Source organism: Pseudoclavibacter sp. Marseille-Q434, from assembly GCF_050315415.1.
Classification (GTDB): domain Bacteria; phylum Actinomycetota; class Actinomycetes; order Actinomycetales; family Microbacteriaceae; genus Pseudoclavibacter.
Genome location: NZ_JBNPQH010000002.1, coordinates 889,154 through 914,799, shown reverse-complemented (window position 1 = coordinate 914,799; position 25,646 = coordinate 889,154). Strand labels below are relative to the sequence as shown.

Here is a 25,646-nt window from a genome sequence, read left to right as displayed (position 1 = left end):
GCTCGTTTCTCGGTGCGTGTTGAGGTCTCAGCGCTGTTGCTGATCAGTTGGCTACGGGTGCGGATGCGGGTGCTGCCGCGCCGGCCGTGGGGACGACGCCGGTCGCGGCGCTCGCGTGGAACTTCTCGACGACCCGCGCGAGCGAGTCCTCGTCGCCGACGTTGCCGGCGAACACGACGTAGGGGATGCCGTCGGCCGGTCCCCCGACCGCCTGCCAGAGGGAGACGATGCCCGGGAGCATGGGGCCGCGCACAACCGCGTGGCGGATCTCGAGGCCATTGGTGGCGACGTCGCTCGAGGTGATGCCGCCCTTGGCGATGACGAAGCTGGGCGGCGTCTCGCGGAGCGCGTGGGCGACGACCTCGCAGACGGCGGCCGAGACGTTCCTCGAGATGGCGAGCGACGCATCCGCATCGTCGGTCTTCACGAGCTCGCGGCTCGTGTGGAGGATGACGTCCCCGACCGCGAGCGCCTCGATGACGCGCGCCTTGGCGTCGTCGAGGTGCGCCTCGCGATGGTCGGCGTCGATGATCGTCGAGACGGAGAGCTCGACGGTCGGGAGGTCGGGGTGCTCCTGGTGGAGGGCCGCGAGCTGGCGGGTCGTGAGGTCGACGTGCGAGCCGACGACGATGAGGCCGCCGGCGGCGGACGCGTCTGCGCGAGCGCGCGTGAGCTCGGCAGGTTCGAGGGGCGAGGCGATCTCCTGACCGATGCGGGCGCGCACGAACGGCGGCCCGACGCGGTACAGGAACTGCTTGCCGTCAGCCTCTGCAAGCTCGAGCCCGAGGGCGACGATGCGGATGTCGTCCTCGATGACCACGTCGACGACGATCGGCTGGCCGTCGCGCGCGTCCTGCAGCATGGCGGCGACCGCCTCCGGCCCGCTACGGATGATGTCGAGCGAGAGCACGGTGACGTCGGCGGCCGCCCAGCGGCCCTTCGTCTTCTCCTCAACCCACTCGGGCAGGGCCGAGCTGCGGAATCCGAATGTCGCGTCCCTCGCGAACTCCGTCTCGGCGACGGGCACGAGCTCGCCGTTCTGGCGGTAGTAGTGGATGCCCCCGATGGTGACCCTGCCGGCGTCGGGGAACGCGGGGACGATGAGGACGCCGTCGGGAACCGGGCCGCCGAGCTCTTCGAGCGTCGCCGCGATGACGTCGGTCTCGAGCGGGTAGTGGCCGCGCAGCGTGCTGTCGCCGCGGCTCACGAAGGCGACGCGGCGTTCGAGGCGCTCGGCGGCGGCGAGGGCCGCCGTGACGATCTCGCGGTTGCGCGCGGCGGCGGACTCCGCGTCCAGGCTTCGGGTGTTGGTGAGCACGTAGACGGCGTCGCGGCCCTGCTCGAGCGCCCAGACGAGGTCGTCCTGCTCCCAGCGGGTGAGGACGGGGAGGTCGGCGACCGACTGCGTTCCCGTCGGGTCGTCGTCGAGGACGATGAGGGTCACTCCCGACTCGCGGACCCGGTCGGCGACCTCCGCGGCATCGACGTGCACTGGGGCGGGGTACTGCGCGAGCAGTCGGGTTTCATCCATCAGAGAACTCCCTTGTAATCGGATATCAGATAGCTTGCGCCCGACGAAGAGTGTTGTCAAGGAGATATCTGATATCTATTCCGGGATGCCCGGCCTCGACCGAGGGGCCCACCCGGGCGCGAGCCCCGCCTCGGGGTCAGGCCTGCGGCCCGAGCACGTACTGCTGCAGGTCATCCGCCGTCTGCTGCATGTGCGACTCCATCGCCGCACGGGCCGCCGCCGGCTCACTCGAGCGGAGCGCCTCGAGGATCCCCGCGTGCTCGCGGATCGCGTTCACCTGCACCTGCGGCACGGCCGAGGTCTCGTAGCGGCGCTCGTACAGGAAGCGGCCGAGCGGCTCGAGCAGGACGCGCAGGAACGGGTTGCCACTGGCCCGGAGCACCACGTCGTGGAACGCGATGTCGGCCGTCACGAACGTGTGCACGTCCTCGGCGGCGGATGCGGCGCGCATCTCCTCGAGGTACGCCTCGAGTCGCTCGAGGTCGTCTTCCGTGCGCAGGGGCGCCGCGAGCTCGCACGCGCCGGTCTCGATCATCCGACGCAGCTGCACCAGCTGCACCGACGCCTGCGCTTTGCCTTCCGTCGAGGTCGCGGCGCGCAGGAGCGGCTCGATGCCGGTCCAGTCCTCCATGGGCAGCACGCGGCCGCGCGTGCCGGGGACCGGCTGCACGACCCCCTGCGCCTGCAGCGTCTTGAGCGCCTCGCGAAGGGTCAGACGGTTCACGCCGAGCCGCTCAGCAAGGTCGATCTCGCGCGGCAGCGGCGCCCCCTGAGGCAGCTCCCCCGAGATGATGTCATCGAGGAGCCGGTCGCTGACCGACTGAACAAGCGACGCTCTCGCCATGGTGACCTCCGGTGGTGACCTCCGAACTCGCAATGGTAGTCGGCGGGGCAGCGCCCGCACCCCTACGCCCGCGCGCGTGCACCCCGCGTGCACCCCGCGCGCTCACCCCGCACCCGTGCCCCGCGCCCGTGGCCTCGCTCCCGCGCATCCGCCACCCGATCGCTGCCACCGCTTCCGCCGTTCCGAGCTGCACCGCGCTTCGAGGGGGATCACTGCCAGCCAAGTGGCCCTTCAGCCGCCGCCCGACTCGGTCGCTGCCAGTCAAGTGGCCCTACAGCCGCGGCCATACGGGCCAATTGACTGGCAGCGACCGAGTCGGGCGGCGCACGGCGACGGGGACGGGCGGGGCGGCGGAGGTGGAGGTGGCAGGGCGGGAGGGCGGCGGAGGGGGGCCGCGTCACAGCAGCGTGACGGCGACTTCCACGGCGAAGTCGCTTTCGTCTTCGCCGAGGACGCGCTGGCGCACCTCCTGCGACTGGAGCGCCACCCCACGCTCCGCGAGCGCGTCGAAGAGGGCGACGACGGCCGGATGCACGGAGCCCTCGGGCAGGTCAGCGCCGTCTGACCGCCACACGGCGACGAGATCGGTTCGCGGTGGCAGCTCGTCGGCGAGGATGCGCTCGTCGGCCCACGACGCATCGTCGGGTTTCGGAAGGCGCGCGACCGGCCAGCAGAGCAGCATCTGCAGTTCGGGTGCCCTCGCCGGACTGCCGGGGGCCTCCCGCAAGGACGTCCAGAACGCTGGCCCGGGCTCGAGACCGGCCTCGACGCAGTGCTGATACAGGTCGGCGAAGGCTCGATTCGCGTCCTCATCAGTCGGCGCGACCCCTTCCCTGCCAGCGCCATCCACGCCTGCTGCGTCCAGGTCGGCGGTCAGCTGCATCACGCGCGCCACGAAAGGAGTGGCCCCAAGATGCCGCTCCTCGACGGCGGCCGGGCGCGCGAATGCCGTGAGCACTGCATCCGCCGCCGTCATGGCTGCATCCTCGGCGTCGCGCTTCTGGAGCACTTCCGACCGGTGGCGACGCAGCACGTCGGCCGCGTCGCCGTCTCGAAGAGCCCCCGCGGCGGCAGGCAAGGGAACGCCGGCTGCCCTCAGCGTCTGCAGGAGGGCACCGTCGCGCACCTGCGACTCGGAGTACCTGCGGTACCCCGTCGCCGCATCCACCTCGAAGGGGACAAGCGCCTTCGTCTCGTCGTAGTGACGAAGCGCCTTGACGCTGATGCCGGTCGTGTTCGCGAATTCTCCGATGGTGAGCATGACTCAAGCCTGCCGCCTCCCGTAACAGGAAGGTCAAGGGCAGGAATACACGGGAACGCTGGCCGGTTAACCCCTATACCCCCAAGGGGTATACGCGACACCGCACCACGTCGCCAAGCCGAGGAGAAGCCCATGAGCACACAGCCCGAAGCGCACACCCACAAGCCGGGCCAGGCGATCACGCACGGCCAGCCTTCCGAGCACGAGCATGAGCACGAGCACGCGGGGCACGAGGACGAAGCGCACACCCACGCGGGGCACGGGGACTCGGCAGGGCACGCCGGCCACGCCGGCCACGGCGCGGATCACGTCGCCCAGTTCCGGCGCCTGTTCTGGATCAACCTCGTCATCGCCGTACCAGTGGTCGGCTTCTCGAGCATGTTCGCGATGCTCGTCGGCTACGAGATCCCCGACTTTCCCGGCGCGGCCTTCATCGCGCCCATCCTCGGCACCGTGATGTACGTCTGGGGCGGGCGCCCGTTCCTGACCGGCGCGATCAGCGAGCTCAGGGCACGCAAGCCCGGCATGATGCTGCTCATCGCGCTCGCGATCACCGTCGCGTTCGCCGCATCGTGGGGTGCGAGCCTCGGCCTCCTGCACCACGACCTCGAGTTCTGGTGGGAGCTCGCGCTGCTGATCGTCATCATGCTGCTCGGCCACTGGATCGAGATGCGCTCGCTCGCGCAGACCACCTCGGCACTTGACTCCCTGGCGGCCCTGCTGCCGGATAGCGCCGAACGCGTGGAGGGCGATCGCATCGTGCAGGTCTCCCCCGCCGAGCTGGCCGTCGGCGACGTCGTCGTGGTTCGCCCGGGTGGGAGCGTGCCGGCGGACGGCAGGATCACGGAGGGCAGGGCCGAGATCGACGAGGCGATGGTCACCGGCGAGTCGCGCCCGGTGTCCCGCGGCGTCGGCGACACCGTCACGGCCGGGACTGTCGCGACCGACTCCGGTCTGCGCATCCAGGTGACCGCGACTGGCGACAACACGACCCTCGCCGGCATCCAGCGGCTCGTCACCGAAGCACAGAACTCGACATCGCGAGCGCAGCGGATCGCCGATCGGGCCGCCGCCTGGCTGTTCTGGTTCGCCCTCGGTGCAGCCGCCATCACGGCCATCGTCTGGACGCTCGTCGGCAACCCCGACGCCGCCGTCATGCGAACCATCACCGTCCTCGTCATCGCCTGCCCCCACGCACTGGGCCTCGCGATCCCGCTCGTCGTGTCGATCGCCACAGAGAAGGCGGCGCGCAGCGGCGTCCTCATCAAGGACCGCCTCGCGCTCGAGAGCACCCGCACCGTCGACGCGGTCCTCTTCGACAAGACCGGCACCCTCACGAAGGGCGAGCCGACGCTCACCGAGATCGCGATCGCAGGCAGCTCCGCAAGCGCCCTCACGGCCGACGAGATACTCGCGATCGCGGCCTCCGCGGAAACCGACAGCGAGCATCCGCTTGCCAAGGCCATCGTCCGCGCGGCGGCCGAGCGCGGCCTCACCGTGCCGGCGGCGTCGAACTTCAGCTCATCACCGGCGGTCGGCGTCACGGCGACCGTCGACGGTCGCGAGGTTCGTGTTGGCGGGCCACGCCTCCTCGAGGCGCTCGGCGCATCCGAGATCAGCGAAGCGGATGCGTGGCGCGAGGACGGGGCGATCATCCTGCACGTCGTGCGAGACGGCGCGGTCGTGGGCGGCCTCAAACTCGCCGACGAGATCCGCCCCGAGTCGCGCGAGGCCGTGGATGCACTCCACCGCCTGGGCATCGAGGTCGTCCTGATCACGGGTGACGCCGAAGCCGTGGCCCGAAGCGTCGGCGAGGAGCTCGGCGTCGACCGCATCTACGCCGGCGTGCGGCCCGAGGACAAGTCGGCGAAGGTCGCCGAGCTGCAGGCCGAGGGCAAGAAGGTCGCGATGGTGGGCGACGGCGTGAACGACGCCCCAGCACTGGCGCGCGCCGACGTCGGCATCGCCATCGGCGCTGGCACGGACGTGGCGATCGCGTCCGCCGGGGTGATCCTCGCGAGCGATGACCCCCGCTCCGTGCTCTCCGTCATCAAGCTGTCGCGAGCGAGCTACCGCAAGATGACGCAGAACCTCTGGTGGGCGGCCGGCTACAACCTGCTGTCGGTGCCACTCGCGGCGGGCATCCTCGCGCCCGTCGGGTTCATCCTGCCCATGTCGATCGGCGCCGTGCTCATGTCGCTCTCCACGATCGTCGTCGCCCTCAACGCGCAGCTGCTGCGCCGCGTGGACCTCTCCCCGGGTTCGAGCGCGCTCGTGAAGTAGCTGCACTGGGTGGTCGCTGCCTGTGTCCCCAACCGCCTGCGAGCCCGGAGCGGTTGGGAACACCGGCAGCGATCGACTTCAGTCCCCCCGCGTAGACTGAGCGCATTCCCCGGGAGGAGCAACGATGCCCGAACCGAAGCATCCAGAGAAGCACGCGAAGCCCGTCGACGGCGCCGCGCGCATCGTGGAGAACATCGACGAGACCGCCGCCATGTTCTCGGAGCCGAAGATCACAGCCGTCGGCATCCCCGCCGTGCTCAACTCGCTCAAGGTGACGACCGCGCAGATGGGCCCGACCCGCACGGCCCGCACCCTGCTGCGCATCAACCAGAAAGACGGCTTCGACTGCCCCGGATGCGCGTGGCCGGAGGGCAAGCACCGCAGCCCTGCCGAGTTCTGCGAGAACGGCGCGAAGGCCGTCGCCGAGGAGGCCACGAAGCGGCGCATCCCGCCGAGCTTCTTCGCCGAGCACTCCGTCGAGGAGCTGCGCACGTGGGACGACTACTCGCTCGGCCAGCAGGGCCGCCTCACACACCCCATGCTCCTCGACGAGGGCGGCACGCACTACCGCGCCGTCAGCTGGGATGAGGCGTTCGAGATCATCGCCGACGAGTTCGCGCAGATGTCGCACCCAGACGAGGCCATCTTCTACACGTCGGGCCGCACCTCCAACGAGGCCGCGTTCGTCTACCAGCTGTTCGTGCGAGGCCTCGGCACGAACAACCTCCCGGACTGCTCGAACATGTGCCACGAGTCGAGCGGCTCAGCCCTCGGCGAGACCCTCGGAATCGGCAAGGGCTCGGTGAGCCTCGAGGACATCCACGAGGCCGACCTCATCATCATCGCCGGCCAGAACCCCGGCACCAACCACCCCCGCATGCTGACCGCGCTCGAGAAGGCGAAGATCAACGGCGGCAAGATCATCGCCGTGAACCCGCTGCCGGAGGCTGCGCTCATGCGCTACGAGAACCCGCAGACCGTACGCGGCATGGTGCTCGGCGGCACCGCCCTGAACGACCTGTTCCTGCAGATCAAGCTCGGTGGCGACCAGGCGCTCTTCCAGGCGCTGGGGCGCATCCTGCTCGACGCCGAGGAGGCGAACCCTGGCACCGTGCTCGACGCCGAGTTCATCGCCGCCAAGACGGAGGGGGTGGATGCGTACCTCGAGTCGCTCCGGCGGCTCGACTGGGCTGAGGTCGAGACCGCGACGGGCCTCACCGAGGCCGAGATCCGCGAGGCCGGCGAGATGCTGCTCGCGTCGAAGTCGACGATCGTCTGCTGGGCCATGGGCCTGACGCAGCACAAGCACTCCGTGCCGACTCTGCGCGACTGCGTCAACCTGCTCCTCCTGCAGGGCAACATCGGAAAGCCGGGCGCGGGCGTCTGCCCCGTGCGCGGCCACTCCAACGTGCAGGGCGACCGCACGATGGGCATCTTCGAGAAGATGCCGGAGTCGTTCCACGACAAGCTCGACGCCGAGTTCTCGTTCGCCTCCCCCCGCAAGCACGGCTACGACACGGTCGAGGCGATTCGCGCCATGCGCGACGGCAAGGCCCGCGTCTTCATGGCGATGGGCGGCAACTTCTCCCGGGCGACGCCGGACACGGCCGTGACCGAGGCCGCCATGGAGTCGCTCGCACTCACCGTGCAGGTGTCGACCAAGCTCAACCGCTCGCACGTCGCGACGGGACGCCGGGCCCTCATCCTCCCCACCCTCGGCCGCACCGAACGCGACCGACAGGCGGGCGGCACGCAGCGCGTCACCGTCGAGGACTCCATGAGCGCGGTCCACGCCTCGCGCGGACGCCTCGAGCCGGCCAGCGATGAGCTGCTGAGCGAGGTCGCCATCGTGACGATGCTCGCCGAGCGGGTCCTCACCCGATCGCGGCCGAACGTGCCGCAGGTGAACTGGGCCGAGCTGCGCGCCGACTACGCGAACGTGCGCGCCTCCATCTCCCGCGTCATCCCGGGCTTCGAGGACTTCGAAGCGAAAATCGACGAGCCGGGTGGGTTCATCCTGCCGAACGGCCCGCGCGACGGCCGCGACTTCTCGAACATCGGCGGCACGGCGAAGTTCACCGTGAACGAGCTCGAGTACCCGAAGGTGCCGGAGGGTCGCCTCCTGCTGCAGACGCTGCGCTCGCACGACCAGTTCAACACCACCATCTACGGCAAGGACGACCGGTACCGGGGCGTGAAGAGCGCGCGGCGCGTCGTGTTCGTCAACGAGGCGGATGCGCGCGACCAGGGCCTCGCGGACGGGGACCACGTCGACATCGTCTCGGAGTGGCCGGGCCGCGACGGCACCGTCGAGGAACGCCGGAGCGACCGCCACCGCATCGTGGTCTACTCGACGCCGCGCGGCTGCGTCGCCGCGTACTACCCGGAGACGAACGTGCTCGTGCCGCTCGACTCGACCGCCGACGTCAGCAACACGCCGACGTCGAAGTCGATCGTCGTCCGGCTGGAGAAGCTCGCCTCGTAGGCGCGGGCAAGCTCCGAACTCGCTCCGAGCCCTCTCCGGGCCGGCCTGAATCTCGACTCCCGCTTCACATGCTCAGAGAGCTGACAGGCGAACGGGACCGGTCCGTGACTCCATTTTCGGGGCGGAGTCAAGCCGATTCCTTAGTGTACGAAAGATCGGGCGGAGGGGCGCCCGGACACTTCTGGCCCTCCTCCGTCCTCTGAACGCGGGACCCGAGATTCGGGTCCGCGCCATGAGAGGAGGACGATCATGTCCACTCGACAGGAATCCAATCCAGGTCTGACCCCGCGCAGGGTCTTCTCTGTGCTCGCCGCCACGGCGGGGGCGTTGGTGCTCGCGGGCTGCCAAGTTCCAGCACCACCTGCCACCTCGGCTCCGCCGGCCGTGACCGAGACGGTCACGGTGACCGAGACGGCCGAGACGGCCGAGACCGCCGACGGCGACACAGACAGCAGCGACACCGGGACGGACGGCTCGTCGGAGACCGGCTCAGACGTCTTCGATCCGGACGGAAGCATCGAGGGTGCAGAGAGCGTCGCGGAGATGTTCTTCACCGCAGTGGATGAGGGCGACTGGGTGACGGTCGCCGACAAGTCAGGCGACCCCGAGATCGTGTCGCGTATCCAGAACAACAGCGACATCCGCGACGCCTTGACCCAGTACGCGGGTTCGCCGGTCACCTGCGTCCATCGTGATGATGACCGCATCCAGCAGACCCTGAGCGACGCCTTCACCGTGATCGACGACACCTACGCGTGCACGCGCGTCGACGTCGAACCGCTCGACGCGGAGTTCTGGACCTTCCCGACGCTCTTCATCTCCGTCGATTCCGCCGGCGAGATGATGATCGTGTACCGCACGATCACCTACTGGGACTGAGCAGCAGGGATGGTTCGGCCGGTGCGGATGGTTCAGCGGCGGCGGATGCGGATCGGCCCCTTGGCCGTCGCGCCGTCGACCACCTCGCCGCCCTGGGTGATGTCGACCTCGCCCGACTCGACGAGTCGCCGCGCGGCGGCCCGCGCCGCCTCCATCTCATCTCGCCACTCGTCGCCGCCGACAACTCGGGCCGCCTCCGATGGTCAGATCGTGGCCCCTTCGGCGCGCTTGTCCAGGAGATCGAGAATCACCCGCTCGAGCTCGCCTCCTGCGCGATCGGGGCCGCTCTCGGGGCCGCCCGCCGCGCTCACAGCAGCCGCTCCGCCAGCACCTTCGCCGTCGCTTCGGGATGCACGCGGTGGCCAACCGACTCGGCGACCTCGACGAGCTCCGACCCAGGCAGGGTCTCGGCAAGCCGCTTCGCTGCGCTCGCGAGGAACGGGAACGTGTCGCCGCCCACGACGATCGTCACGGGCACCTGCACGGCGACCATCGCCTCCGTGGGCGTCGACACCTGTCGCACGAGCTGCGCGTCGTAGACGGTCGACTGCGCGAGCGGCACGAGCCCAGGGAAGATCGGGCTTTGCTTGATCTGCTCCACGAGGGCAGGGTCAAGGCCCACGCCTTCGAGCTGGAAGGTGGAGACGGCCGTCGCCTCGTCGCCGTCGTCGACGAGGCGCTGCAGACGCTCGGCGAGATCGGCGGCAGGCTCGTGCTGTCCGAAGCGGAACGGCGGCTCGGAGAGGAACAGATGCTGCACGGGCACGCCCAGCGACGCGGCGAAGAGCGCGAGCACGGCACCAGAGGAATGCCCGATGACACTCACCCGACCGCCGACCGCGTCGATGACGGCCGCCAGGTCTTCAGCTTCGCGCTCCGGTGCCGAGGGTTTCGTGTCGCCGCTGTCCCCGCGAGCGCGACGGTCGTAGGAGACAGCCGCGAATCCCGCCCGGACGAGCGCCATCGCGAATTCCGTCACATCGCGCGCCGTCGAGAAGGCGCCATTGACGATGACCACCACGGGCCCTTCCCCGCGGATCTCGTACGCGATGCGGGTCCCGTCGGCGGAGGTGGCGACCTCGCGGTCGACGCGCACCCCACCCAAGTCGTTCTGTTCTGCTGCAACCATGTTCCTGCTCCCCTGCGCCCGCAAGTACCGGCCTCGGTGCCCGCACTCGACTACGACGACAGTCTGCACCCGGCCACCGACAAAACCAGGCGAAAGCCCCCGACGCATACGTCGAGCCCCGCACTGCAGTCCATCCCTGCAGCGCGAGGCTCGGCGCCATCCACGCTCTGTCGCGGTCTATTGTCCCCCGCGCAGAGCTACTTCACGTAGCCGTTCGGGTTGAGCACGTACTTCTTCGGTGCGCCTGCATCGAAGTCGGCGTAGCCCTTCGGCGCCTCGTCGAGCGTGATGGGGGTCGCCTGCACTGCATCCGCGATCTTCACCTTGTCGAAGAGGATCGCCTGCATGAGCTGGCGGTTGTACTTCATGACCGGGCACTGGCCGGTCGTGAACGACAGCGACTTCGCCCAGCCGAGGCCGAGACGAATCGACAGCGAGCCGACCTTCGCGGCATCATCGACGCCGCCCGGGTCGCCCGTCACATACAGGCCGGGGATACCGAGCGCTCCGCCAGCCTCCGTCACCGTCATGAGCGAGTTGAGCACCGTCGCGGGCGCCTCGTGCCCCGCATCCGAGCCGTGCCCGCGGGCCTCGAAGCCCACCGCATCCACACCGCACTCGACCTCCGGCACGCCCAGGATCTGCTCGATCTGCTCGCCCGGGTCGCCCTTCGAGACATCGACCGTCTCGCAGCCGAAGGATCTCGCCTGCGCCAGACGGTCCTCGTTGAGGTCGCCGACGATGACGCACGCTGCGCCCAGCAGCTGGGCGCTCACCGCGGCCGCGAGGCCGACGGGCCCAGCACCCGCGATGTAGACGGTCGACCCTGGTCCGACACCCGCGGTGTATGCACCGTGGAACCCGGTCGGGAAGATGTCGGAGAGCATCGTCAGGTCGAGGATCTTCTCGAGCGCCTGGTCCCGGTCGGGGAACTTGAGGAGGTTCCAGTCGGCGTACGGCACGAGCACATACTCAGCCTGCCCGCCGACCCAGCCGCCCATGTCGACGTAGCCGTACGCGCTGCCGGGGCGGTCGGGATTGACGTTGAGGCAGATGCCCGTCTTGCCCGCCTTGCAGTTGCGACAGCGCCCGCAGGCGATGTTGAACGGCACCGAGACGATGTCACCGACCTTGATGAACTCGACGTCCGGCCCGACCTCGATGACCTCGCCCGTGATCTCATGCCCGAGCACGAGGTCGACCGGGGCAGTGGTGCGGCCGCGCACCATGTGCTGATCGGAACCGCAGATGTTCGTAGTCACGGTGCGGAGGATGGCGCCGTGCCGCACCTGCCGGCCCACGTTCGCCGGGTTCACGCCCGGCCCGTCCTTCAGCTCGAACTCGGGGTACGGGATGTCGATGACCTCGACCTCGTTCGGCCCCTTGTACGCGACAGCTCTGTTGCTCGCCATGATCTCTCCTTTGAGTTGAGCGGATGCTGCGTGCGGTGCGCGCGAACGCGCAGCCCTGCGAACGTCTCTGTTACGCAGTGTTTCGAGGCTATGGTCCACCCCCACGCCGCGCCAGGATCAGGGGCGGATGAGGGGTGGATGCACAGGCGCGTGTCCGGGTGACCGACCGCGCCCTTTCCACTGGTCCATCCGGAATAGTCGCGACGATCCCGTGGTTGTTGTAGCTGCAAGCACCCCCTCGGAAGGAACAGCACAGCATGGCAATCGTCATCACCGGCGCGACCGGACAGCTCGGCACCCTCGTCATCGACAGCCTCCTCGAACGAGGTGCTGCTCCCGCCGACATCGTCGCGGGCGGGCGCAACGTGGAGCGCCTCGAGCAGCTCGCCTCGAAGGGCGTCCGCACTGCCGTCATCGACTACGCCCGCCCCGAGACAGCCGCAGGGGCGATCAGCGCCGGCGACACCGTGGTGCTCATCTCCGGCAACGAGGTCGGGACCCGCGTCGCCCAGCACGAGACGATCATCGACGCGGCGAACGACGCAGGCGCGGCCCGGATCATCTACACGAGCGTCCTCGGCGGCGACCCAGACGCCCTCATCCTCGCCCCGGAGCACGTCGCCACCGAGTCCCTCATCCGCGAATCGGGCCTGCCCTACACCGTCGCCCGCAACGGCTGGTACACCGAGAACTACGTCGCCGAGATCGCCCAGGGCGAGACCACGGGCGTCATCGCGAACAGCGCCGGCAAGGGCCGCGTCGCGAGCGCGTCGCGCGCCGACTACGCGTCGGGCATCGCCGCGCTCGCCCTCGAGGACGGCCACGACGGCAAGGTCTACGAGTTCTCCGGCGACAAGGCCTGGGACTTCGACGAGTTCGCGAAGACCCTCGCCGACGCCCTCGGCCGCGACGTCGAGTACCGCGCACTCACCACGGAGGAGCACGCGGCGGCCCTCACCTCGAACGCCGTCGACGAAGGCACGATCGGCTTCATCACCGGGCTCGACGCCAACATCCGCGACGGCGCCCTCGGCCTCACGACCGGCGACCTCTCCCGCGTGTCCGGGCGACCGACGACCACCCTCGCCGAGACGCTCCGCACCCTGACCGCGTAGCGCCGCGAGCTCGGCGCGCAGCGTGCCGCCGCGACCCGAGGCTCTCGACCCTCGACTTGCCCGCTTTCGGGATGGGTTACACGCACGCAGATGGGGTTGCAGAGCATCCGCGTGCGCGAACGCCATCCCGAAACGGAAGCGGCAGCTAGAGACGGCGGCGGCAGCACGCCGAGGCGACACGGTGCAGCCCGCCACCGGTCCCGCAGGGCCAGGCGAGTCGGTACGGCGAGCACGCACGCAACGCCCCACTCGGGATGGAAAACTCACCTCGTTGCGGGAACTTTCCCCGCACGAAGCGATGTTCCCATCCCGAGACGCCCCGGGAAACAAACGAGCCGGTACGGCGAGCACGCACGCAACGCCCCACTCGGGATGGAGAACTCACTCCGTTGCGGAAACTTTCCCAGCACGAAGCGACGTTCCCATCCCGAGACGAGCACGGGGAACAAGCGAGCCGGTAAGGCGAGCACGCACGCCACACCCGACTCGGGATGGAGAACTCACCTCGTTGCGGGAACTTTCCCAGCACGAAGCGATGTTCCCATCCCGAGACGAGCACGGGGACGGGGCGGGGCAGGCGTTCGGCCGCACGGCCGCACGGCCGAGCGGATGCGCGGAGTGGCTACCGCAGGGGCTGCGCGGCGAGCGAGCGCGGCCGGTTCAGGGAGAACAGCTCGGGCGCCGCGCCCGGGCCGTTCTCGGCGAGGTCGGCACCGAGTCGCCCGATCGATGGCACGAACTTGAAGCCCTCCCCCGCGAATCCGGCGAGCACGACGATGCGGCCGACTCTGTCGACCACGAACCTGGCGTCGTCGGTGGTCGTGTAGGTGCAGCTGATCGGTTCGGCGCTCTCAGCGTCGACGCCGGGCAGCCAGTCGCGGGCGTACTGCCTGATCGCGTCGAGCTGCGCCGGCACCGGCAGGAAGTCGCGCGAATCGGGGTCCACGATGGGCCCAACTCCGTGCCAACCCGCTTTGATGCCCTCGCCCGGCGTGAGCATCCCGTACACGGGGGAAAGCCACCCCTCGTACCCGGGGCGGCCGAACGCCGGGAGGTGGTTGAAGCTCGGCCAGTCGATGTAGCCGTTGAACTCGCGGAAGTGCACGGGTGCCTCCTGCGTGACCCGCATCCGCGGCAGCTCGACGATGCCGGCGAGCAGCGTGCGGGTCCACGCGTTGACGGCCGAGACGACGACCTTCGCCGTGATCGTCTCGCGCGCGTGGCCGCGGTGCTCCGGCGCCTCACCCCACGAGTGGGCCTCGACGACGACCCGATCGGTCTCCTCCACGACGCTCACGGCGCGCTTGCCCCAGCTCAGCTCGGCCCCACTCGCCGCGGCCAGCTCAGCCATGCTGGTGAGCGCATCGGCGGCCCGGACCCGGCCCGCTCTCGGCAGGTGCAGCACCTCGGTATCGAAGCGGATGCCCGGCCACCGCTCGCCCGCGTCCTTCGTCGAGAGCAGCTCGGCCGCCTCCCCTCCCGCGGAGATGGCGGCGTGGACGTCCGGGCTCGCCGCCCCCGGCCCGTGGTTGACGAGGCCGACGAGGTCGAGGACCTGCCGGCCGGAGTCGAGCTGCAGCTCGGTCCACAGCGCGCGCGACTCGTGCAGCATCGCGACGAGGTCAGGCTGCGTGTACGAGGTGTTGAAGTTCCGGGTCGCACCGTGGGACGCACCCTGGTGGTGGCCGGGCTGGAACTGCTCGAGCAGCCGGACACTCCTGCCGCGCCTCGCCAGCTGCCACGCGGTCGACAGCCCCATCGCTCCGCCGCCGATGATGAGCACGTCAACGTCAGTCATGACGCAACGCTACTCGCACTCACCCGGGTCACTTCCTGGGTACGATTGCCGAATGCTCACCGTCTCCGGTCAGCGGGAGAAGATTCTCACCGCATACATGAACCTGCTCGTCGACTCCGGCGTGCGCGGGACGACCCTCGAAGCCGTGGGCACGACCTGCAAGCTGTCGAAGGCCGGCGTCCTCCATCACTTCGCGTCGAAGCAGGCGCTTGGCGAGGCGCTTCTCGCCGAGCTGCAGGCGCAGGCGCGGGTCGACGCCGACAACATGCTCGGCGACCTCGACAACGCCGTGTCGTACTACATCGTCTCCTCGCAGGATCGCGACAGCCTCCTCGAGCGTCTCGTCGAGGCCGTCTACCGCCTCGCGCAGACCGGTGACAAGGATGCGCTGGATGTGCTTCGCCAGTGCCGCGAGGGCTGGTTCGACGCGCTCGTCCGGGCCATCGGCGACCCAGCGGTCGCGCGCCTCGTGCTGTTCGTCGGAGACGGCATGAACCACAACGCGCTGCTCAGCGTCGGAGCGGGCAGCGAGAAGTTCATCAATGCGGAGTCGACGGCCGAGATCATGGGCGCGATCGAGAAGCTTCGCGCGTAGCGAGCCGCCCAGGCATCCTCCCCTGGCATCCGCCCACGTCTGGAAACACAACCGTTACGACGGGATGCGAGAAATCCCTCGGCGCGTCACCGACCGAATGGTAAGTTCAGCACCACTCCGCGAACGCGGCAGGCCCTTTGATGCGGGAGACAATGATGACCAACGCACAACCCGGCCCGATCACCGAAGCACTGGCGACGCAGACGCCAATCGGTAAGGGCCTCGCCCCAGCACGACTCGGCATCTGGGGGTCGACCGTCATCGGCCTCGCCTCGACCGCCCCGCTCTTCTCCCTCGCCGCGACCCTCGGCTTCGTCGTCATCGCAGTCGGCGAGCAGGCCCCCATCGCGTTCATCCTGGCGTTCATCCCGATGATGTTCACCGCATTCGCGTACCGCGAGCTCAACAACGAGCTCAACGACTGCGGCACCGTCTTCACCTGGGCCGCGAAGGCCTTCGGCCCCCGCACCGGATGGATGTCCGGCTGGGCCCTCGCCGTCGCCGGCATCCTGGTCATGGCGAACCTCGCCGAGATCGCCTCCGTCTACATCCTGCTGCTCATCGGCGACGGCTCCCTCGCCGAGAATCGCGTGGTCGTCACCCTCTTCGGTGCGCTCATCATCGCGGTCATGACCTGGATCTCGATGCGCGGCATCGAGCTCGGCGAGAAGATGCAGGTGGTGCTGCTGATCATCCAGTACGCCGCCATGGCCGCGTTCGTCGTCGGCTGCCTCATCGGCTACGCCAACGGCACCGCCCCCGACCCGACCCCCGTGAGCATCGACTGGTTCAACCCGCTCCTCGCCGACGGGCACGGCATGGTGCAGGCCATCATCCTCGCCCTCTTCATCTACTGGGGATGGGACACCTGCCTCGCCCTGACCGAGGAGACCAAGGACCCCAAGAAGACGCCGGGCCGCGCAGCCGTGCTCTCGACGGTGCTGCTGCTCATCACCTACGTCGGCATCACGATCGTCGTCATGATGTACGCCGGCCTCGGCGACACCGGCACCGGCCTCGCGAACGAGGAGAACGCCGACGACGTCTTCTCCGTGCTCACCGACCTGGCCATGGGCCCGTGGGGCTGGTTCCTCGTGCTCGCCGTCGCCGTCTCCTCGCTGTCGTCCTCGCAGACGACGATCCTCCCCACCGCGCGCGGCACCTTCGCAATGGGCGTCTACAAGGCCCTGCCCGCACGCTTCGCCGTCGTCAGCGAGAAGTCGAAGACCCCGACCTTCTCGACGCTCCTGATGGGCATCGTCGCGATCGTCTACTACGTCGGCATGAGCTTCGTCTCGAACAGCGTCCTCCAGGACTCCATCCTCTCCATCGGCCTCGCCATCGCGTTCTTCTACGGGATCGCGAGCTTCGCCTGCATCTGGTACTTCCGCACGAGCCTCTTCTCGTCGGCGCGCAACTTCGTGTACCGCTTCCTGTTCCCGCTGCTCGGCGGGGTGTTCATGGTGTGGGCGTTCGTCCAGTCGGCAATCGACATGGCGAACCCCGAGTACGGCTACACGACCTTCTTCGGCCTCGGCAGCGCGTTCGTCATCGGCATCGGCTCGTTTGTCATCGGCTTCATCCTCATGTTCGTCTGGGCCGCGATGCCCGGATCGAAGGACTACTTCGAGAAGCGAACCATCAACCGCCACTCGGCGATCCTCGCCCCCGAGGACTGATCCCCGAGGCAAGGCGCCCTGCAGTTCCGCAGGGCGCCTCGCTTGCTCACCACGACCTACCAACCGCACGGTTTACCCCCGCGAACCGGGCGCCATCCATCGCACGTGATCAACGAAAGGCCAATCGTGCACATCCTCATCATCGGTGCAGGAGGCGTCGGCGCAGCCGCCGCCCGCATCGCGAAGCGCCGCAGCTTCTTCGACTCCTGCCTCATCGCCGACTACGACCCCACCCGGCCAGAAGACCTCGTCGCCGAACTCGACGACACCCGCTTCCAAGCGGCGCAGGTCGACGCATCCGACCCCGCAGCCGTCGAGACCCTCGTCCGCGACAACGGCATCACGCACGTCCTCAACGCCGTGGACCCACGCTTCGTGATGCCCATCTTCACGGGCGTCACCGCAGCCGGCGCGACCTACCTCGACATGGCGATGAGCCTCTCGAAGCCGCACCCCGAGCATCCGCACGAGCAGACGGGTGTGAAGCTCGGCGACGAGCAGTTCGAGCACGACGCGGCGCTCAAGGAGCGTGGCGTGCTCGCCCTGTGCGGCATCGGGGTCGAGCCCGGCCTCTCCGACGTGTTCGCCCGCTACGCCGAGGACGAGCTGTTCTCCGAGATCGACGAGCTCGGCGTGCGCGACGGCGCCAACCTGACCGTCGAGGGCTACGACTTCGCCCCGTCGTTCTCGATCTGGACGACGATCGAGGAGTGCCTCAACCCGCCCGTCATCTACGAGCGCGAGCGAGGCTGGTACACGACACCGCCCTTCAGCGAGGCTGAAGTGTTCGACTTCCCAGAAGGCATCGGCCCCGTCGAGTGCGTCAACGTCGAGCACGAAGAAGTGCTGCTCATGCCGCGCTGGACCAACGCGAAGCGCGTGACCTTCAAGTACGGCCTCGGCCAGGAGTTCATCGACGTGCTCAAGACGCTGCACATGCTCGGCCTCGACAGCACCGAGCCCGTCAGCGTCAAGGGCCAGCAGGTCTCGCCCCGCGACGTCGTCGCCGCGGTCCTCCCCGACCCGGCCAAGCTCGGAGACCGCATGCGCGGCAAGACGTGCGCCGGACTCCTCGTGACCGGCAAGGGCAAGGACGGCGAGCCCAAGCAGGTGTACCTGTACCACGTGGCCGACAACGAGGAGACGATGGCGAAGGACAACTCGCAAGCCGTCGTCTGGCAGACCGCCATCAATCCCGTCATCGCGCTCGAGCTGCTCGCGACGGGCGTCTGGTCTGGCGCGGGAGTGCTCGCACCGGAGGCATTCGACTCGAAGCCGTTCCTCGAGCTGCTCGGCGGCGCCGAGCCGTCAGGCTACGGTTCGCCGTGGCACGTGCAGGACCGCAGCGCCGAGCTCACCGCGTAGACCGCCAGTTCGTCAGCTCGGCTGTCCAACATCAGTGCGATATCGGGTCGAAAGCGCCGTTTCGGCGCCGCTTGGCCCGATATTGCACTGATGTTGGACAGCGACTCCGCAGCAGGTCCTCGATCTCGGCGCGGTCGGGATGCTCGGCGCGGTCGGGATGTTCGGCGGCCGGGCCGGCGCGCCCCACTCCGAACCAGGCTGCGTGTGCCGCCCGGTGGCCAACTTCCGTGCTGAACGAGGCCCCGGCGCGACGACCGACGCTGCGAGCGCCAGTTCATCACGCGAGTTGGCCGCGTCACCGCGCGAGGAGCTGCTCGATCTCGACGGCGGTCGGGATGCTCGGCGAGGCGCCGCGCTTCGAGACGGCAAGGGCGCCGGCCGCCGCTCCGTACCGGATCGCGGCTTCGAGCGGCTGCCCGCTGGCGAGGGCCGCCCCGAGCGCGCCCGCGAAGGCGTCACCGGCCGCCGTCGTGTCGACTGCCTCGACCTCGATCACCGGGAACGTCTCAATGTTGTCCCTGGTCACGAGCGTCGTCCCGGCTCCACCCCGCGTGATGAGCACAGCGCCGACGCCGCGGTCGAGGAACCAGCGCCCGGCTTCCGCGGCGCTCGCCTCGCTGTCGACGACGATGCCCGTGAGCATGCGCGCCTCGGTCTCGTTCGGTGTGACGATGTCGACCGACGCCCACACCTTCTCGTCGAGGGCGATGGCGGGCGCCGGGTCCAGGATGGTCGTGATCCCTGCATCCCGTGCCGTGCGCAGGATGCTCTCGGTCAGCCGCTCGGGCGTCTCCAGCTGGGTGAGCAGCACCGAGCTCGTCGCCGCGGCGTCGCCGATGCCCTGCAGCACCATGGACTCGTCGAGGGCATCGTTGGCCCCCGGCACGATGACGATCGAGTTCTCGCCGGTCGCATCCACGCGGATGTGCGCGATCCCGGTCTCGCCAGCCACGGTTCGCACGCCGTCGACTGCAACCCCGGCGGACCGGAGCTCTCGCAGGACCATCTCGCCGAAGGTGTCGTCACCGACGCACGCAATGAATGCAGTGGGTGCCCCCGCTCTGGCGGCCGCGACAGCCTGGTTCGCGCCCTTGCCGCCGAGGGCGAGGCTGAAGCTCTCGCCGCGCAGCGTCTCGCCGGGCTCGGGCGCGCGCGTCGAGAAGGCAGTGAGGTCGGCGGAGACACTCCCGACGACAAGCACCCCGACTCGTTCCAAGCTGCTCATGCGCGCTTCGAGCGCATCGCCTTGAGCTGCTTGAGCGACTCGTCGCCCGCCTTCTCTTCGTACTCGTCGGTGCCGAGCGGAACAAGCGCGATGCGCGCCTCCCCGTCGGAGTGAATTCCCCAGCCCCAGCGCTTCCCGAGCGGCGAAGCGCGCAGGCACGCCTGGTCCTTCGCGAAGAACGCAGCGCGGGCCGCCTCGCGCTCTTCGTCCGGGATCGCGTTGCGGACGGCGTAGGTCTCGAACAGCACATCATCCGACGTGTACTCGTACGGATGCTCGCTGACGAGCTTGTGCTGCAGGCTCGCGATCGTCGGCCCCTTCGCCGACTCCGGCGGCGCCTCAGCCTCGTCGACGGGGCAGTCGTCGGCGATCTGGATGAACGTGCTGGTGTAGTTCGTCGTCCCCATGGGCAGAGCCTACGGGTCCGCGGTGCCGGGGACCAGGGAGGCGGATCGCGCGCGGCAACGCAGGCGTGACACGAGCGTGACCGGTCGTACCGCGCGGGGCCGCGCCACGCTCACCGATGGCGCGATCGCACGACGTCACGCGCCTCGCGCTCCTCCCGCTCCACCGCGCGTGGCCGCGATCCTGCCAGCCACTGCCCGAGCCCTCGGTGCTCTGAACTGCGGAACGCGAAGACCAGAGCGGTGACGCCGAGGACGAACTGCAGGAGTCCGCCGAACTCCCAGAGGGCGAGCAGCGTGAATCCGCCGATGCCGGCCAGCAGACGCGCCGTTCGTCGCGCAATGATGCCCATGAATCCGACGGCCTCCGCCTCGCGCGCACGGATCAGCACGGCACGCTCACCGAGCGTCACCCCGCCCGCATACACCGAGACCGCCTGCAGCAGGAAGGCGACGACCAGCGACAGGGACCGTGTCCAGGATGCGCTCACGTCGACACCGAAGACGCCCTGCAGCACCAGCGCGGTCAGGCTTGCAAGGATCTGCACGAGTCCGAGCATCGTGAGGTCAGCGACCATCGCGAACAGACGACGGCCGAGCGTCATCTCGACGGGCACCTCGATCAGCTCGCCGGGCAGGCGGTCGGCGGCGCCACGGTGCGCACGGCCCATGACCAGCAGCCCGACGATCGCGCCGAGCAGTGCTCCCGTCGTGTTCGTGACCAGGTCGCCGGTGTCGAAGAAGCGATACGCGCATGGGAACGCACCGAACACCCCGGTGAGCTGCGTCACCTCGATGAGCAGCGACAAGGCGAAGCCGACCGCGGTGGATGCGAGGATCCCGAGCCCGAGAAGCGCGCGGGCCAGGAAGCCGAGCGGCACGAACAGCACGACGTTGAGCGCGAGCTGCAGGAACGCGCGATTCGTCAGCAGTGACGAGCTCTCGCCCTGCAGGCGGATGACGTCGGCCACGGAATCGAGCGGGTTCCAGATGGGAGAGCGGCACGTGTACGCCCCGTCGGGCAGCGGGAACAGCGTGTACGCCCAGATCGCCACGAAGAAGAAGCCGGCGGCCACCCACCCCAGGAAGCGGGTCCGCGAGAATCCGCCGCTGCGACGGTAGCTGGCCACGATGAGCGGCACGAGGACGAGGAAGTTCAGGAGGAGCCCCGCGGTGAGAGCCACCACGGTGGAGACGGCGATGTTCATAGCTCGCTCATTCTGCTCGGGATGCGAGACAACCGCGTCACCCGACAGGCGCACCGCAGGTCATCCGCTGGGTGCACACGGCCCTCGGCCCGGCAGTGGTGGGGACGCGAAGAAGGCCGGATGCTGGGCATCCGGCCTTCTCGTGCGCGTTCGGGGGGAACGCGCGACACGATCGGGGGAGATCGTGCCTCAGCCGCCGAAGCGACCAGGTTCTGCGACTACTGGGCGAGCGTCGCCTGCACGTCGAGGTTGATCGTGACCGTGTCACCGAGCGTGAGGCCGCCGGCCTCGGTCGGTGCGTTCCAGTTGACGCCGAAGTCCTTGCGGTTGATCTTCGTGACCGCCTCGAAGCCAAGCTTCTTCTGGCCGTAGCCGTCGGTCGTGATGCCACCGAACTCGACGTCGAACGTGACCGGCTTGGTGACGCCGCGCAGCGTGAGCTCGCCGTCGACCTTGACCGAGTCGCCCTCGACGCGCGTGGCAGAGGAGGCGAACGTGAAGGTCGGGAACTCCTCGGCGAGGAAGAAGTCGGAGGTCGCGAGGTGCTGGTCGCGTGCGGGCTGCTTCGTGTTGACGGATGCGACCTCGACCTCGGCGTTGACCGTGGACTCCTCGATGGTCTCGCCGGTCGTGATGACGCCCGAGAAGGTCTCGAAGCCGCCACGGACCTTGCTGATGGCGAGGTGGCGGACGACGAAGCCGACCTCCGTGTGGGTGGGGTCGATGTTCCAGGTGCCGGCGGTCCAGCCGTTGATGTCTGCTGCGCTGATGCTCATGTCTTCTCCTGAAGGCTCGTGGGTGTTGTCTCGGTCAAGTCCTGGACAACGTAACACATTGTTGCGGATACAAGTTATTCAAACGCATGGAGATGTGACGGTATTCCGACCGACAGGAGAAACTTCGGTGAACTCGTCGACGACCCCACCGAACGCGGCGAGCAGCTAGGCCTGCTGCTGCTTCGCGGCCGCGCTCACCGACTTCATGAAGCGCAGCACGTTGTCGTCGACGAAGATGTCGTTCGGCTGCAGGGGTCGCGACAGGTGCAGCCCATCGAGGGCGCGGATGCGCGACAGCGCCACGTAGGTCTGCCCGGGCGAGAAGGCCCTCGCACCCAGGTCGACCACCGCACGGTCGTAGGTCTTCCCCTGCGACTTGTGGATCGTGACCGCCCACGCGAGGCGCAGCGGGAACTGTGTGAACTCCCCCACGACGTCGCGCGACAGCTCACGCGTATCCGGCGAGTACGAGTACTTCAGCTTCTCCCACACAAGCGGTTCGACCTCGTGCTCGTCACCGTCGATCTCGACGTAGACGGTCTTGTCGATGCGCGTGACCTCGCCGATGGAGCCATTCACCCAGCGCCCATCGGAGTCGTTGCGCAGGAACATGACCTGCGCGCCGACCTTCAGGTCGAGGCGCTCGTCGGCGGGGAAGTTGCGCCCGCCGAACTCGCCGGAGATGTCGGCGTTGGCGGTCATCGACGCGCCGGGCAGGCGCTCGAGGTTCTGCGCGTTGATGCGCGACACCTGCGCGTTGCGGGACGCGAGCGTGATGGTGCCGTCGGCCGGGGCGGGCCTGGCGCCGACCGTGTTGAGACGGTTCGCCATGTCGGCCGTGACCTGCCCGTACCTGACGGCGGTGAGGATGTTCTTGAACTCGTCCTCGTGCTGCCGATGGATCTCACGCAGCGCGTGGATGCGCAGCTCCGCCTCCTGCCACACCTTCGCGTCGAAGAACCAGAGCGAACGGTAGTGGTCGCGGAAGTACGCACGCTCGTCCGGGTCGGACGGCGGGACGGGTGCCAGCTGGAACGGGTCCCCGAACATGACGAGCTGCACGCCGCCGAACGCCTCGTTCTTGCGCTGCCTCGCCTGCCGCAGCGACCGGTCGATGGCGTCCATGAGGTCGGCGCTCACCATCGACACCTCGTCGATGACCAGCGTGTCGATCTTGTTGAGCAGCTTGCGGACGTCGCCGTTCTGCTCGATCGGCGCATCCCCGATGACACCGATCGGCAGCTTGAAGAGCGAGTGGATGGTCTGCCCGCCCACGTTGAGGGCCGCGACTCCGGTCGGCGCCGCGATGACCAGCTGCTTCGAGGTGTGCCACGCCAGGTGGTTGAGCAGCGTCGACTTGCCGGTTCCGGCGCGACCCGTCACGAAGAGGTGGTCGCGCGTGTGCTCGATGGCGTCGAACACACCCTGCTGCTCCGGGGTGAGGACGATCGTCACTGCTTCGCCCCCTGCTCTGCGTCACGCTCAAGCTGCGCCTCGTGCTCGCGCCGGTCCTGCTTGCGCTTCTCGAGTGCCGCTGTGCGGTCGGCCATCACCTTCAGCTGCGCGTTGTACGCCTCGAGCTCGGCGTCGCCGTCCCGGTCCGCCTTCCGGTCGCGCCGCTTGGCTTCCCGATCGTCGGAGCGAGACCACGAGAACGCGACCAGCATGGCGAGGATGACCGTCGGCACCTCGCCGACGCCCCAGGCGATGGCGCCGCCGATCTGCTGGTCGGTGATCGCATCCGCACCCCACGGCCTGCCCATCGCCCCGTACCAGTCGGCGAGCAGCAGCCCCGTTCCGCTCATGATGCTGAGGCCGAAGAACGCGTGGAACGTCATGACGAGCACCAGCGCGATGAGGCGCATCGGATAGGGAGCTCGGGTGCCGATCGGGTCGATGCCGATGAGGGCGTTCGCGAACAGGTAGCCGACGATGAGGAAGTCGGCGATCATCCACATGTGCCCGACGTGGTCGGTCACCGCCCAGCGGAACAGCGGCGTGTAGTAGAAGACCAGGAGCGAGCCGGCGAAGACGACGGCGGAGACGATGGGGTGCGAGAAGAACTTCGCCCACTTCGAATGCACGAACTTCAGCGCCCATTCCCGGGTTCCCATGCTGCCGTCGTGTCGCGCGTGCACGGCGCGAAGCAGCAGCGTCATGGGCGCTGACAGCACGAACATGATCGGCACCAGCATGGTGAGGAACATGTGCTGCGTCATGTGGAAGCTGAAGACGAACTTGCCGTAGACGATGAGCGAGCCGTTGACGAGGTAGAGCAGGATCAGGATGCCGAGGACAAACGAGATCGTGCGCCCCAGCGGCCACTCGTCGCCGCGGCGGCGGAGGCGCAGCACGCCAGCGATGTAGAAGAACAGCGCGAAGAGGCACAGGGTTGTCCACATGGGGTCGAGGCGCCACTCGGTGAGCAGGCGGAAGGGCTCGAACTCAGGCGGAAGCGGGTCCCCCGTCAGCAGCTGCGCGGGCGTCGGCGACGCGAGCTGGTCGGCCGTGACCTCGGTGACGGGCGACGGCGTGCGGCCCAGAGCTGCCGCCGCACCGGATGCGATACCCATGAACGCGAGCTCGAGCGAGACGAGCCACACGAGCGGTTTGCGAGTGGAGGCGCCCTGTTCGACCGCGGCGCGCATCCGGTTGATGAGTCCCCGTCGCTGCGCCCAGCCGATGAAGCCGAGCGCGATCAGCACAACCGCCTTCACCATGACGATGACGCCGTAGGGCGTGACGAGCTCGGCGAATGAGCCGATGTTCGCGACGCTCGCGACGACCCCGGACGCGGCGACCACGATGAAGGCGATGAGCGCGAGTGTCGAGTAGCGCTCGAGCACCGCCACGCGACGGACGTCGGGCAGGCGCGGAGCGAGGATCGCCACGACGAGCAGCCCGCCGAGCCAGAGCGCCGCACCCATGTAGTGCAGGGTGATGCCGCCGACGACGGTCTCGTGGTTCGCTGCGCCCGCGGCGTGGCCCTGCGCTCCGAGCGGCCACAGGCAGAAGAACGAGAACGCCGCGGAGAGGCCGACCATCCAGGCGCTGCGACTCGCGAACACGACGATCGACAGCACGAGAACCATGCCGACCGCAAGCACCCAGGCCTGGCCGAGTTCCAGCGAGGTGAAGAAGAACAGGAGGCCCTGGCCGAAGGCCGCGTCGAACGAGAACGCCGCGTTGGAGATCTGGAGGTACGTGAGGAACGCCGCGGCGAACGTGGAGACCACCCAGGCGGCGGCACCAGACGACGCGATGGTCATCGCCCGCTCGAACTCGGGCTGCTTTCGGCTCGCCGCCCACGCGGCGAGCACCAGCGCGCCGATCGTGACGGACGCGGACAGGTTCAGGGCAAGGCGCGCGATCGGCACGCCCCACATGACGACGGGGCCCGGGTCGGAGACAATGAGGGCCTTCGCTCCGCCGCCGTACGCGAGGCCCCAGACGACCGCGACGAGGGCGGCGAGGAGGAAGAGCGCGGGGCCGAGGACAACCATCCGCTTCGTGTGGAGCGACCAGGAGTCCGCATTCGCGCGGTTGCGCTCAGCCTTGCTGGCGGTCTTATCCGCGGCTGCCGCCGTCTTCTCGTCTCTGGAACCGGGGACGAGGGGCGTAGGCATGATCATCAAGTGTAGATCGTCGCCGCCGGAC

At 68.8% G+C, this 25,646-nt stretch carries 19 protein-coding genes and 1 pseudogene; 7 read left to right on the top strand and 13 right to left on the bottom strand.

Translation table 11 applies throughout. The features are described 5' to 3' along the window. Positions 1–43: 43 nt before the first annotated feature. The 3 genes from ACQFZP_RS11235 to ACQFZP_RS11225 all read right to left on the bottom strand — a co-directional run bounded on the left by ACQFZP_RS11235 (position 44) and on the right by ACQFZP_RS11225 (position 3,636). Positions 44–1,534 (bottom strand): four-carbon acid sugar kinase family protein, encoded by a 1,491-nt coding sequence (locus ACQFZP_RS11235; RefSeq protein WP_374100767.1) that lies wholly within the window; start codon positions 1,532–1,534, stop codon positions 44–46. A gap of 133 nt (positions 1,535–1,667) precedes the next feature. After that, a complete protein-coding gene (locus ACQFZP_RS11230; protein WP_211891347.1) occupies positions 1,668–2,375 on the bottom strand; it encodes a FadR/GntR family transcriptional regulator in 708 nt (235 codons plus the stop codon). A gap of 397 nt (positions 2,376–2,772) precedes the next feature. After that, the gene (locus ACQFZP_RS11225) at positions 2,773–3,636 is read right to left on the bottom strand and encodes a MerR family DNA-binding transcriptional regulator (protein ID WP_211891346.1); all 864 of its coding nucleotides are present in this window, start codon (positions 3,634–3,636) and stop codon (positions 2,773–2,775) included. 132 nt (positions 3,637–3,768) lie between these two features. Between ACQFZP_RS11225 and ACQFZP_RS11220 the strand changes: the two genes are divergently transcribed. From ACQFZP_RS11220 to ACQFZP_RS11210, 3 genes are all read left to right on the top strand, one after another. Beyond that, positions 3,769–5,919, top strand: a complete 2,151-nt coding sequence (locus ACQFZP_RS11220) for a heavy metal translocating P-type ATPase (protein WP_211891345.1) — start codon at positions 3,769–3,771, stop codon at positions 5,917–5,919. A 211-nt stretch (positions 5,920–6,130) separates the two neighbouring features. After that, positions 6,131–8,404, top strand: coding sequence for an FdhF/YdeP family oxidoreductase (locus tag ACQFZP_RS11215; protein WP_249312448.1), 2,274 nt, complete (start codon positions 6,131–6,133; stop codon positions 8,402–8,404). A 249-nt stretch (positions 8,405–8,653) separates the two neighbouring features. Then, positions 8,654–9,283, top strand: coding sequence for a hypothetical protein (locus ACQFZP_RS11210; RefSeq protein WP_211891343.1), 630 nt, complete (start codon positions 8,654–8,656; stop codon positions 9,281–9,283). 32 nt (positions 9,284–9,315) lie between these two features. Here ACQFZP_RS11210 and ACQFZP_RS11205 read toward each other — a convergent pair. The 3 genes and pseudogenes from ACQFZP_RS11205 to fdhA form a co-directional block, all read right to left on the bottom strand. Then, a pseudogene (locus tag ACQFZP_RS11205) lies at positions 9,316–9,474 on the bottom strand (DUF3253 domain-containing protein); the annotation flags it as partial. Between the two features lie 116 nt (positions 9,475–9,590). Next, positions 9,591–10,412, bottom strand: a complete 822-nt coding sequence (locus ACQFZP_RS11200; protein ID WP_211891342.1) for an alpha/beta fold hydrolase — start codon at positions 10,410–10,412, stop codon at positions 9,591–9,593. A 197-nt stretch (positions 10,413–10,609) separates the two neighbouring features. Continuing rightward, positions 10,610–11,824 carry a formaldehyde dehydrogenase, glutathione-independent gene (gene fdhA, locus ACQFZP_RS11195; protein ID WP_104313265.1) on the bottom strand — a complete coding sequence of 405 codons (1,215 nt, stop codon included), beginning with the start codon at positions 11,822–11,824 and terminating at the stop codon, positions 10,610–10,612. A 257-nt stretch (positions 11,825–12,081) separates the two neighbouring features. On the opposite strand from fdhA, the gene ACQFZP_RS11190 reads away from it, so the two are divergent. Then, positions 12,082–12,939, top strand: coding sequence for an SDR family oxidoreductase (locus ACQFZP_RS11190; protein ID WP_211891341.1), 858 nt, complete (start codon positions 12,082–12,084; stop codon positions 12,937–12,939). A gap of 622 nt (positions 12,940–13,561) precedes the next feature. Here ACQFZP_RS11190 and ACQFZP_RS11185 read toward each other — a convergent pair. Then, positions 13,562–14,737, bottom strand: a complete 1,176-nt coding sequence (locus ACQFZP_RS11185) for an FAD-dependent oxidoreductase (protein WP_211891340.1) — start codon at positions 14,735–14,737, stop codon at positions 13,562–13,564. Between the two features lie 52 nt (positions 14,738–14,789). On the opposite strand from ACQFZP_RS11185, the gene ACQFZP_RS11180 reads away from it, so the two are divergent. The 3 genes from ACQFZP_RS11180 (at position 14,790) to ACQFZP_RS11170 (ending at position 18,376) form a co-directional block, all read left to right on the top strand. Next, entirely contained in the window at positions 14,790–15,332 is a 543-nt protein-coding gene (locus ACQFZP_RS11180; RefSeq protein ID WP_181027062.1) for a TetR/AcrR family transcriptional regulator, read from the top strand. 155 nt (positions 15,333–15,487) lie between these two features. Continuing rightward, positions 15,488–17,011 carry an APC family permease gene (locus tag ACQFZP_RS11175; RefSeq protein WP_104313271.1) on the top strand — a complete coding sequence of 508 codons (1,524 nt, stop codon included), beginning with the start codon at positions 15,488–15,490 and terminating at the stop codon, positions 17,009–17,011. A 126-nt stretch (positions 17,012–17,137) separates the two neighbouring features. Continuing rightward, positions 17,138–18,376: a saccharopine dehydrogenase family protein gene (locus ACQFZP_RS11170; RefSeq protein WP_211891339.1), complete on the top strand. Its 1,239-nt coding sequence runs from the start codon at positions 17,138–17,140 to the stop codon at positions 18,374–18,376. Positions 18,377–18,671: 295 nt separating this feature from the next. On the opposite strand, the gene rbsK is transcribed toward ACQFZP_RS11170, so the two are convergent. From rbsK to ACQFZP_RS11140, 6 genes are all read right to left on the bottom strand, one after another. Next, the gene (gene rbsK, locus ACQFZP_RS11165; RefSeq protein WP_211891338.1) at positions 18,672–19,601 is read right to left on the bottom strand and encodes a ribokinase; all 930 of its coding nucleotides are present in this window, start codon (positions 19,599–19,601) and stop codon (positions 18,672–18,674) included. Further along, positions 19,598–20,008 (bottom strand): DUF6157 family protein, encoded by a 411-nt coding sequence (locus ACQFZP_RS11160; RefSeq protein WP_179555577.1) that lies wholly within the window; start codon positions 20,006–20,008, stop codon positions 19,598–19,600. Before ACQFZP_RS11160 ends, rbsK begins: the two co-directional genes overlap by 4 nt. Positions 20,009–20,118: 110 nt before the next feature. Beyond that, a complete protein-coding gene (locus ACQFZP_RS11155) occupies positions 20,119–21,213 on the bottom strand; it encodes a VanZ family protein (protein ID WP_211891337.1) in 1,095 nt (364 codons plus the stop codon). A 218-nt stretch (positions 21,214–21,431) separates the two neighbouring features. Continuing rightward, positions 21,432–21,989, bottom strand: coding sequence for a YceI family protein (locus ACQFZP_RS11150; protein ID WP_068483909.1), 558 nt, complete (start codon positions 21,987–21,989; stop codon positions 21,432–21,434). A gap of 165 nt (positions 21,990–22,154) precedes the next feature. Further along, the gene (locus ACQFZP_RS11145) at positions 22,155–23,444 is read right to left on the bottom strand and encodes an ATP-dependent DNA helicase (protein WP_104313281.1); all 1,290 of its coding nucleotides are present in this window, start codon (positions 23,442–23,444) and stop codon (positions 22,155–22,157) included. Further along, the gene (locus ACQFZP_RS11140; RefSeq protein WP_249312296.1) at positions 23,441–25,615 is read right to left on the bottom strand and encodes a cytochrome c oxidase assembly protein; all 2,175 of its coding nucleotides are present in this window, start codon (positions 25,613–25,615) and stop codon (positions 23,441–23,443) included. Before ACQFZP_RS11140 ends, ACQFZP_RS11145 begins: the two co-directional genes overlap by 4 nt. Positions 25,616–25,646 lie beyond the last annotated feature (31 nt).